Origin of the sequence: Paraburkholderia sp. USG1 (assembly GCF_031570135.1) — a bacterium.
Classification (GTDB): domain Bacteria; phylum Pseudomonadota; class Gammaproteobacteria; order Burkholderiales; family Burkholderiaceae; genus Paraburkholderia; species Paraburkholderia dioscoreae.
Map to the genome: position 1 here is coordinate 68455 of NZ_JAMWXW010000029.1, position 13746 is coordinate 82200.

Consider the following 13746-nt stretch of genomic DNA (forward strand, 5'->3'; position numbering starts at 1 on the left):
GCTCTTACTTCTTCTTGTTGAACATGAGCATCAGCGAATCCCACACGCGGCCGACCACCCCGGCTTGCGGCACGGCCTGCAAGGCCACCACCGGGAACTGCGCCAGCACCTTGCCGTCGGCGACCAGCTTGACCGTGCCGACCTGCTGACCGTTCGCGAGCGGCGCGATCAGCGGATCGATCTGCTCGATCTGCGGCTTCACCTTGTCGCCCATGCCCTTCGGCACCGTGATGTACTGATCGCTCTTCACGCCGATCTGCACGGTGTCCTGCGCACCCTTGTAGACGCGCGGCGTGCCCACCACCTGATTCGCCTTGTACAGACGCACCGTGTCGTACGCGCTGTAGCCGTAGTTCAGCATCTTCAGGCTGTCCTGCACGCGGTCGTGTTCCTTGGTCTCGCCCATCATGACCGAGACGAGGCGGCGCGACGCGTCGGTCGTGCCCGGCAGCGAACGCTTCGCGCTCGCGATCAGGCAGTAGCCGGCGGCTTGCGTGTGGCCGGTCTTCAGACCATCTACCGTCGGGTCGATCCACAGCAGGCGGTTGCGGTTCGGCTGCTTGATCTTGTTGTACGTGAATTCCTTGACCGAGAAGATGTTGTAGTAGTCAGGGAAGTCGCGAATCAGACGCGCCGACAGGATCGCGAGGTCGCCCGCGGTCGTGTAGTGCTGCGGGTCGGGCATGCCGTTCACGTCGGCGAAATGCGTGTGCTTCATGCCGAGGCGCTGCGCTTCCGTGTTCATCATGTTGACGAACTGCGACTCGCTGCCGCCGACCAGTTCGGCCAATGCGATCGCGGCGTCGTTACCCGACTGGACGATCATGCCGTACACCAGATCGTGCACGGTCACCGGCTTGTTCGCTTCGATGAACATGCGCGATTCGTCGGTCCGCACGCGGCGCACGGCTTCGCTCGGCATGACCGTCTGGTCCATATTGATTTTTTTCGTCTGCAGTGCTTCGAAGACGAGGTACGCCGTCATCAGCTTGGTAAGCGATGCGGGTTCCACGCGCTCGTCGGCATTGCCCGAGGCGAGCACCTGGTTGCTGGTGGCGTCGACGAGCACCCACGAGCGCGCGTTCACCGCCGGCGGCGGCACTTGCGCGAACGCCGTGCTGGCGGCGAGCGTAGCCGGCAACACAATGCCGAGAGTGACGGCACGCGCAAGCGTAGGGGAAACGAAGGAAGCAACAGAAGAAGGGAATGACGTGCGGCCGGAGGTGGAGAAACGCATAGGGTCGATTCGTGCAGAAAAATACATCGCGCGCAGGGCGCATTGTTTGGAAGAGCCGGTCGGCGAGCGTCCGGCCGTAAAAACGGCACGGCGCCCATTGGACTTCCGGCCACGCGATCGGTTCGCGCAGCACGCCCTGCATCCGGCACCGCTGCGGCGAAAAGATACTACGCGTCGCGCGAACTGCCGGATGGGCGGCGCTGCGCCCAAAAAAGAGTCGCCATTATACGCGTGCTCTCCCGGCAACTTTGCGCGAGAGGCGGCGATAAATTTGCGTTTGTGCGTACCTGTACCTCGGAAAACGCATGCCGCGCGCCACTCACCGCCACGCGTCGACGATGATCCGCTTCAGAACGTGCAGCTTGCGATGCAGAAAATGCTCCGCCCCCGGAATCACGACAACCGGCAACTCCTGCGGTCGTGCCCAGTCGTAAACGGATTGAATGGGAACCGTCTCGTCGGTTTCACCGTGAATCACGAGCGTGTTCTCCGGTACGGGGGCCACGTCCCAGCGGCTCGCTGCGGTGCCGACGAACACCATTCGCTCGATCTCCTGACCTTCTTCACGCAGTTTCGCGGCCACGTGCGACAGCACGAACGTGCCGAACGAAAAGCCCGCCAGCACGAGGGGCAGATCGGCCTGACCCGGTTCGGCCCGCATGTGATCGAGCACGGCGCGCAGATCGTCGCGCTCGCCGATGCCCGCGTCATGCTCCCCCTGCGTCTCGCCGACACCGCGAAAATTCGAGCGATAGGTCGCGTAGTTCAACTGCACGAGCGTGCGCGCGAGCGTCTGCGCGACCTTGTTGTCCATCGTGCCGCCGAACAGCGGATGCGGATGCGCGACCAGCGCAATGCCACGCGGCGCGGCGCCGCTTTCGCGCGTCTCGTCGGGCAGATCCACTGCGACCTCGATCTTGCCGATCGGGCCGTCGATCAGATATTTCTTCGTATATGCGTTCATGGCGAGGCTTATTGATCGATTTTCAGACGCTCGACAATCTTGCCGTTCACGAGATGCGAGTCGACGATTTCGTCGATGTCGCTCTCGTCGACGTACGTGTACCAGACGCCTTCCGGATACACGACGAGCGTCGGCCCGAGCTCGCAGCGGTCGAGGCAACCGGCCTTGTTGATGCGCACCTGGCCCGGACCTGCGAGACCGAGTTTCTTCACGCGTTTTTTCGCATGCTCCTGCATCTCCTGCGCATTGCAGTTCGCGCAGCTCGGGCGCTCGGCGCCGGGCTCGCGCTGATTGAGACAGAAGAAGACGTGGTACTTGTAGAAGGAATCCATGATGTCCGGGGGCCGAAACTGCCAGGGTGAGAATGGCGCTGCATGCACAGCGGCGCGCCTGTTGTGCGAACGATTATAACGAGCAGGACTGGTGGTCGCTGATGGCGGCTGCGCCTCGCGTGCGTTTCGCGTGCGTATTACGTGCGCGTCCCGCCCGCTTCACACCAGCTTCACGCGCGCGCCATGCGCCGCTTGAGCCACGCCTGCTCGACGACATATGCCAGCCATACCAAAGCCGCATATGGCCAGATCCAGGCGAGCCAGTGCGCCAGACCGTTGAAGTGCAGATAACGCCCTTGCCGCCAGTCGGCGAGCACGGCGTCGAAATATGGATTCACGGGCAACAGATTGACGAACACCAGCGCGACCGTCAGCGCGCCGCCTGCCAGTGCCGCGCGCGACCGGCGCCGCAGACGCAGCGCAAACAGCGCGGCCGCGGTGCCGCACACGAGCCCCGCGAGCGCGCCGGGCGTGGCCCAGTCGAACGCGAGACCGGACTGCGACTGCAGAAACGTCGCGCCGACCTTCACGCACAAGGTCACGAAGATAAACAGGAGCAACAGACGCACGCGCGGCGCATGCCGGCGCACCGGCAACGACGCCAGTGCGAGCGCGGCGAACAGGTTGAGCGTGGTGAGCACGGCCTCCCAAACGTCGTCGGGCATCCAGGCGGCGGCGAGAGCCGGCCAGGTGCCGACGTGCCAGCCCGGCGGCGTCCACGCGAGCAAGGCATCTTGCGTCGTCGAATCGAAACGCAGCCATAGCGCGCGCGGCCAGTTGCCGAGACCGAACAGGCGCGGCGCCGGATACATCGTCGCGAACGGCCATGCTGCGACCAGGCATGCGAGCGCGGCGCGATCACGCTCGAACCACACGAGCCGCGCGCGCCGCAACAAACCGCGATCGAGCAGCGCACCCGTTGCCGGCGACATGATCGCGGCACCGAGCAGCGCGCCGAGCGCATTGGCCGCGAGATCGAGGTTTGAGGCGACGCGCGTCGGCAGATAGGTTTGCACGGCTTCCATCACGCCGGACAGCAGGCCGCCGAGCACGAAGGCAAGCGCGACCGCCAGCGTGCCGCGCCAGCGCGGGTAGACCGCGAGCACCACCAACGCACCGAACGGCATATAGCCGAGCACGTTGGTGACGACGTCGAACGCCGTCAGGTACTGCGGCATGGGATCGGACAGATAGGCAAACGGACCGAGACCGAGCGAGCGCCAGCCCGAAAACGGATACCACGAACCATAGACGATCAGCGCGGTATAGAGCACCAGCGCCTGCCGGGCAAGCACCGACGGGCGGCGCAGCCAGGGTCGTTCGCTCATGCAGCGCTCCGTTGCGTGCGCTGCGAGCTGGTCATTGCGCGGCGACCAGCGCCTGCACGCCGAGCCACGCGCCGATCTGCGCGACCAGATCGTCGCTGGCGGTGGCGAGTGCCTGGGCGCCACCGGCGGCGTCCCCCGAACTGGACGGCGCGCGCGCGATGAAGGTGCGCTGGCCGATCACCCTGCTGCCCTGCGTGAGCGTGGCGCGCGCGGTGACTGCGGCATGACTTTCGGACCGGCTGTCGAAGACCTGTTCGAACTCGCTCAGCTCGACCTTCAGCACCGGCGCGGACACGCCGTCGGCACCCGTCAGCACCGTGCCGCGCGAGCTGAGCGCGCCACGCAGACGCTGGGTCAGCAACTGCGAAGGCATCATGGTCCAGTGGCTGTTCGCGTAGGACGCGGTCTGCTGTGCATCCGCGTAGCTGAGGCGGTACATCAGCTTGTCGGACTCGAGCACGTCCGGCGCGGTCACATCCAGCACCTTCACGGCCGGCGACGTGCCCGCGGACGCCGCCGGAGCCGGCGGCCCGAAATCGTAGCGGATGTCCGAAATGGCCGCGGGCGTGCCGGCGCAGCCCGTGGCCAGCACGCCGAATGCGAGCAGCACCGCTAGCGCGGCGCTCGAGGACAACAATCGGTGAATCGAGCGTGACATGACAATCTTCCTTTCTTCAAACCTTCGAAATCATCTGGCGGCGCGAGCGGCGGGCCACGTGAACCCTGCTTCGCCAGGGCCGGGCGCCGCAGCCGGAGCGCCGAACAGCACGCTGCGCGGGCTGGTGCTGAACGTATCGGCTGCGCGGTCCACCGAGCGCACCGCGGAGCGCACGTCTTCAGCGAGCGAATTGACGCGTGGCAAGGTGTCGTAGCCGACCCGCGCCGACAGTTCCTGCAACGAGCCGTTCATCGAAGTCAGCGCGTCACCGGCCTGCTGCGCCGCCGTGCCGACCTTGTTCAGGTTGGTCTCGAACGGGCCGTCCGGACGGTTCAGACCGGTGATCAGCTGATTGGTCGACGCGAGCGTGCGATCCAGCTGGTCGATCGTGCCTGGCAACTTGCCAGCAGCCGGCGCGAATTGCTGGGTCAACGTGGCGACGCCGTCCGCGGCTTTCTGAAGGCTCGCCGCCGTGCCTTGCAACTGCGCAGCCATTTCCGGCGACAACAGATTGTCGACGTCGCTTGCGACTTTTTCGAGTTTACGCAGCAGCACGTCGCCGCGTTGCTGCAGTTGATCGAGCAAGCCAGGGCGCATGGGCAACTGCGCCACCTGTTTGGCGGACGACGGCAGCGGCGACGTGTCGCGCCCATTGTCGTCCAGCTGGATGAAGGCAATGCCCGTCACGCCCTGGAAACCCAGGCTGCCGAATGTCGAATGGGTAATCGGCGCGTGCGTGTCGACGAGGATACGGATCAGAATCTGCCCCGGATGATCCGGATCGAATTTGATCGACTGCACCTTGCCGACGTCGAGCCCTCGGTAGCGCACCGCGGCGTCGGTATACAGGCCCGTGACGTTGGTGCGCGCAATCAGATCGTACGGCACCCGCACGGAACGGTCGACGTTGAACAAAAAAGCCGCCACCGCGATTGCCGCCAGCAGAACGATCGTGAAGAGCCCCGCCCAGAAGGCATGTGATTTGTTTTCCATTGTCAGGTTCCCTGGTTCACAGCGGCAATTCGGACGACGCCGGCTCGAGCGCCGCGCGCGGCAGCTTCGCACGGCGCTCCGGCGGCAACGCCTGCAATGCGCGCCGCCCACGCAAGCCGAGGAAATATTCGCGGATGAAAGGATGATCGACCGCCGCCGCTTCTTCGACCGGCGCGGCGACCAGCACCTTGCGATCGGCCAGCACCGCGACGCGGGTGGACAGCGCGATCATCGTGTCGAGATCGTGCGTGACCATCACCACCGTCAGGCCGAGCGCGCGGTGCAGCGCGGAGATCAGCTCGACGAATTCATCGGACGCCTGCGGATCGAGCCCGGCGGTCGGCTCGTCGAGAAAGAGAAGCTCCGGTTCGAGCGCGATCGCGCGGGCAATGCCCACGCGTTTGATCATGCCGCCCGACAGCGCCGACGGCATTTTCGACGCATGCTTGCACGGCAGGCCGACCATTTCGAGCTTGAGCATCACGATATCGCGCAACAGGTCTTCGGGCACCTTGCCGAGTTCGCGCACCGGCTGTGCGATGTTGTCGAACACCGAGAGCGACGAGAACAGCGCGCCGCGCTGAAACAGCATGCCGGAGCGGCTGCGCATCAGCAGCGCGGTCTCCGGCGAAATGGTCGCGAGATCCTCGCCGAACAGCTTGATGGTGCCGGCCGAAGGCTGCTCGAGACCGAGAATCTGCCGCACCAGCGTTGTCTTGCCGGAACCCGAGCCGCCGACGATCGCCATGATCTCGCCGCGCCGCACTTCCAGATTCAGATGCTGATGCACGATGTTGCGGCCATAGCGCTTGGTCACGTCGATCACTTCGATCACCGGTTCGGCGATCGAGGGCACGGGCTGGCCGCGCACGGCCTGAGTAAGTGGCGCGATCATCCAAGCCCCACGTTCTGAAAGAGGATCGCGAACACGGCGTCCGCGAGAATCACGATCGTAATCGAGGTGACCACCGAGGTCGTCGTGCCTTCGCCGAGACTCTGCGAATTGGCCTTGATACGGAAACCGAAGTGACAGCCGACGATCGCGATCAGCATGCCGAAGACGACGCCCTTGCCGAGCCCGATCCACAGATTCGCCACCGGCACCACGCCCGGCAAAGCCCGCGCGAAGTAGCTCATGTCGATGCCGAGCACGATCTTGGCGGCCAGCGCGCCGCCGGTCAGCGCGATGATGTTGGTCCACATGACGAGCAGCGGCATCGCCACGCCGAGCGCAAGCACGCGCGGCAGGATCAGCCGCAGGCCATGCGGAATGCCCATTACGCGCATGGCGTCGAGTTCTTCGGTCACGCGCATCACGCCGATCTGCGCGGTGATCGCCGAACCCGAGCGGCCCGCCACCAGAATCGCCGAGAGCACCGGTCCGAGTTCGCGGATCACCGAGAGGCCGAGAATATTGACGATGTACTGGTTTGCGCCAAAAAGCCGCAGTTGCTGCGCCGACAGATAGCTCAGCACGATGCCGATCAGGAACGCGACCAGCGCCGTGATCGGCAAGGCCTGCGTGCCGGCGTTGTAGACGTTCGCGGAAATCTCGGTCCACGGCGTGATCTTCGGCTTGCGCGCGATCGCCAGCAGATCGAGCACGACGCGCCCGAGCATGGCCACGCCGCCGTACAGATGCTCGAAGAACGAGAAGATCGCGAGCCCCAGCCGCGTGAACGGATCGAGTTTGATCACCGGCTCGGCCGTCTCGCGCACGGTGTCGAGCAGGGCGATGCGCTCGAAAATGTCGCGTTGCGTATCGGTGAGCGTGGTGTCCGCCGGCATCTTGTGGCCCCACACGCGCCACAGCGCCTGGCCGCCCACGTGGTCCATCCGGTCGATGCGCGAGAGATCCCACCCGCCGATGCCTTCGGCGCCGACCAGTGACAGCAACAGGGGAATCACGTGCCCGGTAGCCCGATCGCGCGCGAGCGCTAGCGCCGTCCACTGGCCCGAGAGCCGGACGATCTTGCCTTGGCTGCCTGCCGCGACTTCGAGGCCGGGCGGAGTGTCGTAGTTCAAGGATCGCTGAATCTGGTTATCGGATTAGGGGCCATTGTAACGAAGGCGCGGCCGATGAACCGTCCACGTGGGCTCACCGGCTTCGCTGTCGCTACAATATGAGCCATGAACGCTTCCAGAACTCCCCCGCCGGCCGCTGCCGTAGCTGCGACCCAAGCCGATTGGCGCATCGACCGTGAGCGCGCCGTCGCCCTGTTCGGCCCGCACGCGCACGATTGGCCGATCGAAATCGTCGAGGAAACCGGCTCGACCAATGCCGACCTGATGGCCCGCGTCAAGGCGCTGCCACGCAAGGCCGGCGCGCTGCCGCGGCCGATCGTGCGGGTCGCGTATCTGCAGACTGCCGGGCGCGGCCGCCGTGGCCGTCCGTGGTATGCGGAGCCGGGCAATGCGCTGCTGTTTTCCGTGGCGTGCGTGCTGCCGCGTCCGCTCGAAGGACTCGCGGGTCTGAGCCTCGCGGTGGGCGTCGCGCTGGTCGACGGGCTGCGCTCGCTGCCGGTCGCCGGCCCCGGCCAGATCGCGCTGAAGTGGCCGAACGACGTCCTGCTCGAAGGCGACAAGCTGGCCGGCATCCTGATCGAAACGGCGTGGAGCACGGAAAACGCCAGCGCGGTGGTGATCGGCATCGGCACCAACGTCAAGGGCGCGGACGAACTCGCCGCCAAAGTGGGCGCGCTGAACGCCGCTACGCCGCCGCAAGCGCGCGGCACCATGCCGACCGCCCTGCAGCGCGCGCTGCCCAACGCCAATCTCACCGACACACTCGCCGCCGAGCTGAACGCGCTCGAACCAGCCTTGCAGCGCTTCGGCGCTGAAGGCTTCGCGCCGTTCCAGGCGCGCTGGAACGCGGTGCACGCGTACGCGGGCCGCGAAGTCGTATTGCTGGAACAAGGCGAAGAGCAGATGCGCGGCGTGGCAGCGGGCGTCGACGAGCAGGGTCAGTTGCTGCTCGATACCCCAAGCGGTCGGCAGACTGTGGCGACCGGCGACGTCTCCCTGCGTCTCGCCGACGGTGCTGCATGACGAGCGGCGCGCCCTGTTTGCTGATCGACGCGGGCAATAGCCGCATCAAGTGGGCACTGGTGCAGGCAGGCGGTTCGCAGATCGCGAGCGGCGCGCTGACGCACGGCGGCGAGCATCAGCCGGACTGGCTGAACCTGCCCACGCCGGGCGGTGCATGGTTGTCGAACGTGGCGGGCGAAAGCGTCGCGAAGCGGATTGCCGCGTTGCTCGAAGCGCGCTGGCCACAGTTGCCGCTCACGACGATCCGCGCCTGCGCGCAGCAATGCGGCGTGACCAACAGCTACGCTGCGCCGCATACGCTCGGCAGCGACCGCTGGGCCGGCCTGATCGGCGCGCACGCGGCGTTTCCGGGCGAACATCTCCTGATCGCGACGTTCGGCACGGCAACCACGCTCGAGGCATTGTGCGCGGACGGCTGCTTTGTCGGCGGTCTGATCGCGCCTGGCTGGACTTTGATGATGCGCTCGCTGGGCGAGCACACGGCACAACTGCCAACGCTCGACGCCAGCGCGGCCCGCGGCCTGCTCGGCGGCAGTACGCGTGACGCGGCACGCCGCGGCCCGTTCTTTGCAACCGATACGCCGCGCTCATTGTCCGCCGGTTGCACGTTGGCGCAAGCGGGCCTGGTCGAGCGCATGTGGCGCGATCTGCAGGACGAGTGGCAGGTGCCGGTGCGGCTCGTGGTCAGCGGCGGCGCGGTAGACGAAGTGGCGAGCGCACTGAAAGTGCCGCATACTCGCCACGATTCGCTCGTGCTGTCCGGTCTTGCGCTGATTGCTGCCGGGCGCGCGGTGGAACGTGGAACCTGAATCGCGACCACATGGATAGCGGCGGAATAACCACGGGACAACGGCGGCTCAACTTCTGGACGGGGAAAACCAACAATGCTGCGCTGGCTGATCGCCATATTGTTTCTTGCCAACATGCTGGCATTCGTCGCGGTGCGCGGCGTATTCGGCCCGACGCCCACAGCCGGCGGACGCGAGCCCAACCATCTGAACCGCCAGGTTCATCCGGAATGGTTGAAGGTGCAACCGGTCACGGCAGCCGAGGCCGCCGATCAGGCAGTGGTGGGCGGCCCGGCACCGGTAGCGCCGATCGCGGCATCTTCGCTGGCGCAGTAACGCCGGCCGTCGCACAGCAAGCAGGAGAGATTCTAGAAGCCGGCTCGATGCGTCACCTTAAGCGTGGCGCCATTGATACGACATTCAGCCGTTAGCCTTGTGTACGGACTTTGTTCAGCAATGCCGTGGTCGAGCGGTCATGCTCGAAGGGGATCGCCAGCGCCTTGCCGCCCCAGCTTCGCACAATGGCCGACTCGGGCAACGCGTCCATGTCGTAGTCGCCGCCCTTGACGAGCACATCCGGCCGAAGCGCCGAAATCAACTCGACGGGCGTTTTCTCGCCGAAGCACACCACGTAGTCGACGCTCTCTAGTGCCGCCAGCAAGGCCATCCGGTCAGCCTCGTTATTGATCGGCCGGTCGTCGCCTTTCCCGAGCATGCGAACCGATGCATCGCAATTCACGCCGACAATCAGACACGCGCCCAACGCCTTGGCATCCGCGAGATACGTGACATGCCCGCGATGCAGGATATCGAACACGCCGTTGGTAAACACCACCGGCGTGCTCAGCGAAGGACGCAGCGTCACGAGTGCATCGCGCGTAAGGATCTTGCGTTCAAAAGTAGCAGCCATGACGGAGTCGGAAAGAAACAGGGAAGTGCCGTCACGATACACGGCATGAAGCAAAAAAGCCCGACAAGCTCGCGCGTGCCGGACCTTTCTTCAAACTCTTACATCCGCTCGCGGCGAGCGCCGCGAACCGGAGTCAGGCGCTCGCGGCCATCAAGCCGGCTGTTCAGCCGACTTCTGCTCAGCCTGCAGACGCGCAACCACTTCCTTGCGGTAGCGGTTCAGTTCCTGCGCCGTATTGAACGTGCGCTCGAAAAGAATCGACAGGTTGTGCAGAATGCGCTCGACCACCTTCTTTTCCCAGCCGTCGTCGAAACGGATCTGTTCGTCGAGCCAGCGCTCGAGCCATTCCGGATCCGGCAGACGCGATTGAATCGTGTCGCGCGGGAACAGCGCCTGGTTCACGTGCAGGTTGGTGGGGTGCAACGGCTTTTCCGTGCGGCGAGCCGATGCCATCAGCACGCCGATCTTCGCAAACGCGGCACGCGCGATGTCGCCGGTTTGCGCCATCGCCTTCTTCATGTAGCGCAGATATGCGCCGCCGTGACGGGCTTCGTCGCGCGAGATGGTTTCGTAGATGTGCTTGATGACCGGCTCGGTGTGCCATTCGGCAGCACGGCGATACCAGTGATTCAGGCGGATTTCGCCGCAGAAGTGCAGCATTAGCGTTTCGAGCGGCGGCGCCGGATCGAATTCGAAGCGCACAGCGTGCAGTTCTTCTTCGGTCGGACACATTTCCGGTTTGAAGCGGCGCAGATATTCCATCAGCACCAGCGAATGCTTCTGTTCTTCGAAGAACCACACGCTCATGAACGCGGAAAAATCGCTGTCGTGGTGGTTGTCACGCAGAAACATTTCCGTGGCGGGCAACGCCGACCATTCGGTGATCGCGTTCATCTTGATCGTCGCTGCCTGCTCGTCGGTCAATAGCGATGCATCGAACTTGTCCCAGGGAATGTCTTTCTCCATGTCCCATCGAACGGATTCGAGCGATTTATAAAGTTCCGGATAAAGCATGGTGTTCATAGTCCCACCCCTGTTCTGCGCATACTGTCTGTGTCTGTTACTACTACATGTAGTACGTTTTGCTCACGACGAACGGATCGCACCAGGTGCGCGCCATTTTGCCGGCCAAGCATTCAATTTTACGCGGTAATCGGCCGCCCAGATGCACGTGGCGGCAAAGAAGTCCTGGCGTTTTGCGCATGCGCCCAGCCGTTTGTTACGCGCTGCGCGGCCAACCGTGGGTGAGGGATACCCGTGCCTGAGGTCGAGCCAGTTTGCGATGAAAACCGCACCGTCCAGCCCTGCGCCGGTCGTGCCGGCGGTGAATGGAGCAAGGGCGGTTGGATTGATTGTTTTCAACGCACGCCCAAAAGCCAAATAAAGCTTACACAATGATAGCACGCTGCCCTGACGGAACCCGCACCGTAGGAGGCGCAATTCCGGTGCCTGCCTGACCTTCCGCAAGAAAACGCGAGATTCGCGGAGTGTGTCGAAGATCGGGGTCAAAACCATGACAGACGCGAATTCGTCCTGGCATCCGGCGCCAGGGCGGCGGGTCGCGCCGCCGTGTTTCATTGCTCGCTTCAGACAGGTTTTTTCGTGGCTTTCGGGCTGGCGCTCGTGCTGCTCGTGCTGCTCGTGCTGCTCGTGCTGGTTGTGCCGCTCGCACGCTTCGCCGAAGTCGATGCCCGTTTCGCTGCCGGCCGCGTGGCTGTGTGCTCTGAGCCTTGCGCGGGCGCCCGCCGCGCATCGCCCGTCGGCTCGCCGGCGGATGCCGAAGCCGCCTCGTCACCTGGCGTGGAATCCGTTGCCGGGCTGCCCGCCGCAGCCGCCGGCTGCGTCATCGCAAACTGGGCGATCTGGTTGAACTGGGATTGCAGCAGATTCCACCACGCGGACGCGTCGAATGGCGGCGTTGCGGGCGCTTGCTCTTCGTCGCCGGATGGCTCTTCGGCCGATGATCCGGCGCTCGCCGAAGCGGCCGCCGCCGGTGTCGGCGCCGCCGGATGCGGCCAGCCCGTCGCCGGCGCGGGACTCGGCGCTGCGGATGCCGCCGTGGGCTGCGCCATCGACGACTGTGCGAAGGCGCCGAACGCCCGCAATGTCGCGAGGGTCGCGCGTTGCACTTCGAGCGCCTGAATCGCGGACTGCAACATGCTCAGATTCAGCTTGAGCCATTGTTCGACCGCGCGCATGTCGGTAATGCGCTTGTCGAGTTCTTCGACATTCGTGAGCGGCGCCATCATGTCGGACATCATCGAGAGCGAGGGTCCGAGGCCGCCGCTCGGTTGCGCGCCGGAGAAAGCCGAGCCGAACGGCGACATGCGCATCATGCCCCACATGCGCTCGAGCATTTCGGCGGGCGGAAAACCGGGAAACCCGGGGAAAGGCGGCGTGGTGTCAGGAGTAGTCATGCTTGTCGCCTCGCTGCATAAGGTGAGAAAGGGGCGCCGTTGTGCGCGCGTCTGATTCGATCATACCGCGCGGGAGGTAGCATCACGAGGGCTCGCCGCCCGCTGCGCCGCCGCCGGACGGCTGCCCGCGCCACGGGTCGGCGCCGCCGAAATCCGGCGCGCGGCGCTCGCGCAGCGAGTTCACGCCTTCGCGTACATCCGGCCCGGCAAAACCCATGAATTCCAGTGCGAGCGACGTGTCGAACGCCGGCCCCGCCGAACGCAGCCAGTTGTTCAACGCGTATTTGGTCCAGCGAATCGCCGTTTGCGAGCCGCTGGCCAGCTTCTGCGCGACCTCGAAAGCCTTGGGCAGCAGATCGTTTTCGTCGACGGCCAGCGACACGAGCCCAATGCGCTCCGCCTCTTCGCCGCTCACCGGCTCGCACAGCATCAGGTAATACTTGGCCTTCGCCATGCCGCACAGGAGCGGCCAGACGATCGCCGCGTGATCGCCCGCGGCCACGCCCAGACGCGTATGACCGTCGATAATGCGCGCCGTCTTCGCCGCGATCGAGATGTCGGCGAGCAGGCCCGCGACGAGCCCCGCGCCCACCGCCGGCCCGTGCATGGCCGATACGATCGGCTTGCTGCAATTGATCACGTTGTAGACCAGATCGCGCGCCTCGCGCCAGACGCGCGCGCGCACGTCGAAATCGGTCGCCATGTCTTCGACGAGTTGCAGGTCGCCGCCGGCCGAAAATCCTTTGCCTTCACCGCGAATGATCGCGACACGCGTGTCGGGATCGCGGTCGATGTCGCGCCAGATTTCGGCGAGCTCGAAGTGCATGCGCGCGTTGGCCGTGGCGAGTCCGCTTTTGTTGGCGCCCTCGCCGTTCATCACGACTTCGAGCACGCCGTGCGGATGGCGATGCAACTGGAGCGATTGATAGTGCGCGTAAAACGCGTTGTTACCGTGTGGTGTCTGAGACATGATCAGCAATCCGTATGTCGGTGTCGGTGTGTCTGTTGGACCGGGCTGCGTTCATCGGGAGCGCCTGCAGACCCGGAGCTTCGCTAAGCCCCCAAAGGGCT

At 64.9% G+C, this 13746-nt stretch carries 16 protein-coding genes; 3 read left to right on the forward strand and 13 right to left on the reverse strand.

What is annotated here, in order from left to right; genetic code table 11:
- Positions 1 to 4: 4 nt before the first annotated feature.
- From NE850_RS30350 to NE850_RS30385, 8 genes are all read right to left on the reverse strand, one after another.
- The gene (locus NE850_RS30350) at positions 5 to 1237 is read right to left on the reverse strand and encodes a D-alanyl-D-alanine carboxypeptidase family protein (protein WP_007179513.1); all 1233 of its coding nucleotides are present in this window, start codon (positions 1235 to 1237) and stop codon (positions 5 to 7) included.
- Between the two features lie 319 nt (positions 1238 to 1556).
- Positions 1557 to 2201 (reverse strand): alpha/beta hydrolase, encoded by a 645-nt coding sequence (locus NE850_RS30355; RefSeq protein WP_007179514.1) that lies wholly within the window; start codon positions 2199 to 2201, stop codon positions 1557 to 1559.
- A gap of 8 nt (positions 2202 to 2209) precedes the next feature.
- A complete protein-coding gene (locus NE850_RS30360; RefSeq protein ID WP_007179515.1) occupies positions 2210 to 2533 on the reverse strand; it encodes a ferredoxin in 324 nt (107 codons plus the stop codon).
- A 170-nt stretch (positions 2534 to 2703) separates the two neighbouring features.
- Positions 2704 to 3861 (reverse strand): VanZ family protein, encoded by a 1158-nt coding sequence (locus tag NE850_RS30365; protein WP_310699797.1) that lies wholly within the window; start codon positions 3859 to 3861, stop codon positions 2704 to 2706.
- A gap of 31 nt (positions 3862 to 3892) precedes the next feature.
- Positions 3893 to 4519: an ABC-type transport auxiliary lipoprotein family protein gene (locus NE850_RS30370; RefSeq protein WP_007179517.1), complete on the reverse strand. Its 627-nt coding sequence runs from the start codon at positions 4517 to 4519 to the stop codon at positions 3893 to 3895.
- A gap of 30 nt (positions 4520 to 4549) precedes the next feature.
- Positions 4550 to 5512, reverse strand: a complete 963-nt coding sequence (locus NE850_RS30375) for an MlaD family protein (protein ID WP_165184343.1) — start codon at positions 5510 to 5512, stop codon at positions 4550 to 4552.
- A 16-nt stretch (positions 5513 to 5528) separates the two neighbouring features.
- Positions 5529 to 6407, reverse strand: a complete 879-nt coding sequence (locus NE850_RS30380; RefSeq protein ID WP_007179519.1) for an ABC transporter ATP-binding protein — start codon at positions 6405 to 6407, stop codon at positions 5529 to 5531.
- On the reverse strand, positions 6404 to 7537 hold the full coding sequence (locus tag NE850_RS30385; RefSeq protein ID WP_007179520.1) for an ABC transporter permease: 1134 nt from the start codon (positions 7535 to 7537) through the stop codon (positions 6404 to 6406). The genes NE850_RS30380 and NE850_RS30385 overlap by 4 nt, the downstream gene beginning before the upstream one ends.
- Positions 7538 to 7642: 105 nt before the next feature.
- On the opposite strand from NE850_RS30385, the gene NE850_RS30390 reads away from it, so the two are divergent.
- The 3 genes from NE850_RS30390 (at position 7643) to NE850_RS30400 (ending at position 9684) form a co-directional block, all read left to right on the forward strand.
- Positions 7643 to 8560, forward strand: coding sequence for a biotin--[acetyl-CoA-carboxylase] ligase (locus NE850_RS30390; protein WP_007179521.1), 918 nt, complete (start codon positions 7643 to 7645; stop codon positions 8558 to 8560).
- Complete coding sequence (locus NE850_RS30395; protein ID WP_007179522.1) at positions 8557 to 9369, forward strand: type III pantothenate kinase; 813 nt, start codon at positions 8557 to 8559, stop codon at positions 9367 to 9369. The genes NE850_RS30390 and NE850_RS30395 overlap by 4 nt, the downstream gene beginning before the upstream one ends.
- Positions 9370 to 9444: 75 nt before the next feature.
- Complete coding sequence (locus tag NE850_RS30400; protein WP_007179523.1) at positions 9445 to 9684, forward strand: hypothetical protein; 240 nt, start codon at positions 9445 to 9447, stop codon at positions 9682 to 9684.
- A gap of 91 nt (positions 9685 to 9775) precedes the next feature.
- On the opposite strand, the gene rfaE2 is transcribed toward NE850_RS30400, so the two are convergent.
- From rfaE2 to NE850_RS30425, 5 genes are all read right to left on the reverse strand, one after another.
- Positions 9776 to 10258, reverse strand: coding sequence for a D-glycero-beta-D-manno-heptose 1-phosphate adenylyltransferase (rfaE2, locus tag NE850_RS30405; RefSeq protein WP_310699798.1), 483 nt, complete (start codon positions 10256 to 10258; stop codon positions 9776 to 9778).
- A 150-nt stretch (positions 10259 to 10408) separates the two neighbouring features.
- Complete coding sequence (locus NE850_RS30410) at positions 10409 to 11281, reverse strand: ferritin (RefSeq protein ID WP_007179525.1); 873 nt, start codon at positions 11279 to 11281, stop codon at positions 10409 to 10411.
- Between the two features lie 63 nt (positions 11282 to 11344).
- A complete protein-coding gene (locus tag NE850_RS30415) occupies positions 11345 to 11836 on the reverse strand; it encodes a hypothetical protein (RefSeq protein WP_035517734.1) in 492 nt (163 codons plus the stop codon).
- Between the two features lie 8 nt (positions 11837 to 11844).
- Positions 11845 to 12675, reverse strand: coding sequence for a PhaM family polyhydroxyalkanoate granule multifunctional regulatory protein (locus NE850_RS30420; protein WP_310699799.1), 831 nt, complete (start codon positions 12673 to 12675; stop codon positions 11845 to 11847).
- An 82-nt stretch (positions 12676 to 12757) separates the two neighbouring features.
- A complete protein-coding gene (locus NE850_RS30425; protein ID WP_007179527.1) occupies positions 12758 to 13645 on the reverse strand; it encodes an enoyl-CoA hydratase/isomerase family protein in 888 nt (295 codons plus the stop codon).
- Positions 13646 to 13746 lie beyond the last annotated feature (101 nt).